Origin of the sequence: Hyalangium sp., assembly GCF_035629615.1 — a bacterium.
Taxonomy (GTDB): Bacteria; Myxococcota; Myxococcia; order Myxococcales; family Myxococcaceae; genus Hyalangium.
This window is the reverse complement of record NZ_DASPHO010000207.1, coordinates 1-3,645: the sequence shown is the minus strand read 5'-3', so window position 1 is coordinate 3,645 and position 3,645 is coordinate 1. Positions and strand designations below refer to the sequence as shown.

At 68.1% G+C, this 3,645-nt stretch carries 2 protein-coding genes; both read right to left on the bottom strand.

The window, feature by feature from the left end:
- Nucleotides 1-251: 251 nt before the first annotated feature.
- Nucleotides 252-1,325, bottom strand: a complete 1,074-nt coding sequence (locus VD972_RS10640; protein WP_324984805.1) for an SGNH/GDSL hydrolase family protein — start codon at nt 1,323-1,325, stop codon at nt 252-254.
- Between the two features lie 153 nt (nt 1,326-1,478).
- The coding region (locus VD972_RS10635) for an error-prone DNA polymerase (RefSeq protein WP_324984802.1) at nt 1,479-3,645 on the bottom strand (2,167 nt) is incomplete at its 5' end.

The following is a 3,645-nucleotide window of genomic DNA, read 5'->3' as shown; positions in this document are numbered from 1 at the left end:
TCCTGGCGTTCGCCCTCACGTGGCTGCTGCCCTCGCGCGCCCGAGGCATCCGCCTGGCCGCGGAGTGGCTCTGCCGCCTCATGTACTACGTCGCCTTCCCCGCCCTCATGGCCTGGCGCTTCCTGGGCTGAGGCCCGCAAGAGCAAGGGCGCGTCCCCACTCCCAGCCGGAGCAGCGACGCGCCCTGTGTTCTGTGTCCCGCGTCCTGCCGTGCTGCCACGCCAGGAGCGTGGCCTCACCGCTTCAGCGGACTACGGGGTGGCCGGGTTGTACGTGGAGATGGACCAGCCCGTGCGCTCGTGGCCCGTCTTGTTCCACTCGGGGTTCTTGCCGCCCACGATCTGCGCGTTGGTGAAGTCCGGCACCGCCGAGCCCGAGCCCGTGCCGATGGTGGACTTGTAGTACGTCTGGTGCGTGTCGTCCGACTGGAGGTAGTCGAAGCTGGTGCTCGCGTTGACGTACTTGGTGTTGGAGTCACGCAGGGTCGACTTCAGCGAGACGATGCGGCTCACGTAGGCCGCCTCACTCTCACCCGCCTGCCAGCGGAGCGCGTCCACATCGTTCAGGCCGTCGCCGTTGGAGTCGTAGTCGCTCCCCATGCTCTCGGCGAACGCGTCCGCGCACTTGAAGCCGTACTGCGCCGCCAGGTTGCACGTGCGCCAGTTGCTCTTGGCCAGGTACGGCAGGAACTTGTCGCGCCGGTTCACCTTCGCCCCCGTGGACGAGTCCGTGCACGCCGTCAGCACGTTGTCCGCGTTGTAGCCCGGGTAGTAGATGTTCATGACGACCTTGGCCTTGGCGGTCGTCGCGTACTGATTGATCGTCTGCATGGCCCGGCCCGTGTAGTCGGTGCAGGCGGCCAGCGCCGCGTCCAGGCCGGCATAGCTGCACGTGCCCGTCTGATCCTTGAACGCGCTGCGCGCCTGCAGGTAGTCGTTGCCGCACATCTCGAACACCACCACGCGGGTGTTCGTGGCCTGCATGTACGAGCGCTCTGCGACGATCTTGTTGTTGTAGATGTCGTTCGCCTTGGCGCCCGACTTGGTGCGGCGCACCACCTCGATGTTGGCGTTCCAGGCCGCGCCCAGGTACTCGCCGCTCACGTAGGGCGAGGCGCGCCGGGCCACGCTGAAGAGGCTGCCGTTGTAGCCGGCGAAGATCGAGTCGCCGTACGCCACCACGCGGTACTTGGTCGTCGCGCCCGTACGGTTGATCGTCCAGCTGGTGTTCTGGTTGATGGTGCTGGCGGCCGCGGAGCCGCTCACCACCGTGGCTACGAGAGCGCACGCCGCGGTCACACCGCGAAGATTGAAACGAAAGGACATGGACTGCCTCCTTGGACTCCCGGGGGATTGGGAGGCGCGCAGGGTACAAACAGCCCACCGCGCATTTCCAGGAAAAACCCAGATATCTCCGATAAACAGTAAGCAACGCACTGCGCCAACTAATAGCTTAGCCTGTGCGAGCTACGCGGTGCGTCAGCCCAGCAGTCCCTGCAGAGCGCTCACCCGCTGCGTCTTCACGTTGAGCACCTTGCCTGTGCGCTCCAGCACACCCTCTCCCACGATGAAGAGGGCGCCGTGAATGTCGCGTCGGCAACGTTCATACACGTCCGGGGGCACCACCAGGTTGGCGATCCCCGTCTCGTCCTCCAGGGAGATGAAGCACATGCCCTTGGCGGTGGGAGGCCGCTGGCGGGTGATGAGCATGCCGCCCACGGCCACGCGCCGCCCCGAGGCCACCCGCTGGAGCCCCTCGGCGGACACCGCGCCCAGCTTGCGCAGGGCCGGCCGCAGCAGCTCCAGCGGGTGCTTCTCCAGCGAGAGCCCCACCGTCTCGAAGTCCGCCTCCACCCGCTCGGCCACGCTCATGGGCGGCAGCTCCACCTGGGTGCCATCCATGGGCAGCCCGAAGAACAGATCGTCCTCGTCCAGCGGGCCCAGTGCCTGGATCTCCCACAGCGCCTGCCGCCGCGAGCCGCACAGCGAGGCCAGCGCTCCAGCCAGCGCCAGGCGCGTGAGCTCGTGCCGCGCCACCCGGGCCCGCCGCGCCAGCTCGCCCACGCTCGCGTAGCCCTGCCCGCGCGCCGCCGCCACGCGCCGCCCGGCCGACTCGTTCAGCCCGCGCACCATGCGCAGCCCCAGCCGCAGCACCCCACCCTCCTCCAGCGTGCAGTCCCAGTCCGAGTGGCGCGCATCCACCGGCCGCACCTCCACCCCGTGCCGCTTCGCGTCCGCCACCAGCGTGTGCGGCGCGTAGAAGCCCATGGGCTGCGAGTTGAGCAGCGCGGCGCAGAAGGCCTGCGGGTAGTGGTACTTGAGCCAGGAGGACGCGTAGGCGATCAGCGCGAAGGACGCCGAGTGGGACTCGGGGAAGCCGTAGTGGGCGAAGCCTCGGAACTGCTCGAAGAGCTGGGACATGTACTCCTGCGTGTAGCCCCGCTTCATGCCGCCCTCCACGAAGCGCACCCGGTAGGGCTCCAGCAGCTGCTCGGCGCGCTTGTGCCCCAGCGCTCGCCGCAGGCCGTCCGCCTCGCCCGCCGTGAAGCCGCCCGCCACCATGGCCAGCTTCATCGCCTGCTCCTGGAAGAGCGGCACGCCCAGCGTCTTCTCGAGGATGGCACGCACCTCGGGCGTGGGGTACGTGGGCTCCTCCTTCCCATCCCGCCGGCGCAGATACGGGTGCACCATGTTGCCGATGATCGGCCCGGGGCGGATGAGGGCGATCTCGATCACCAGATCGTAAAAGGTGCGCGGCTTGAGCCTCGGCAGCATGCTCATCTGCGCCCTGCTCTCGATCTGGAACACGCCCACCGAGTCCGCGTCGCACAGCATGTCGTAGACCTTCGGATCCTCCGGCGGGATCGTCGCCAGTGATAGCTCCCGGCCGAAGTGCTCGCGGATGTACTTCAGGCACTTGGCCACCGCGGTGAGCATGCCCAGGGCCAGCAGGTCGACTTTGAGCACCCCCAGGGCATTGATGTCGTCCTTCTCCCACTGGATGACGGTGCGGCCCTTCATCGCCGCGTTCTCCACCGGGATCAGATCCACCAGCGGCTCGCGGGTGATGACGAAGCCGCCCACGTGGATGGAGAGGTGGCGCGGGAAGCCCTCGATCTCCTGCGCCAGCGTGATCGTCTGCCCCACCCGGCGATCGAAGGCGGACAGCCCCGCCTCGGCCAGCACCTCCGGGGTGACATCGAAGCCGTAGGCCGCCGACACCTTGGAGAGCCGATCGACCTGATCCATCGACAGCCCGAGCCCCTTGCCCACCTCGCGCAGCGCCAGCCGCCCCCGGTAGCAGATCACCTCGCAGACCATGCCCGCGCGGTGCCGGCCGTGCTTCTCGTAGACGTACTGGAGCACCTCCTCGCGGCGCTCGTGCTCGAAGTCCACGTCGATGTCGGGCGGCTCCTTGCGCTCCATGCTCAGGAAGCGCTCGAAGAGCAGCCCCATGCGCACCGGATCGATGGCGGTGATCTGCAGCGCGTAGCAGACCGCTGAGTTCGCCGCGCTCCCACGCCCCTGGCAGAGGATGCCCCGCCCCCGTGCGAAGTGGACAATGTCCCAGAGCGCCAGGAAGTAGCCAGGGAAGTCCAGCGCCTCGATGAGCCGCAGCTCGTGATCGATCTGCTTGCGGACCTCG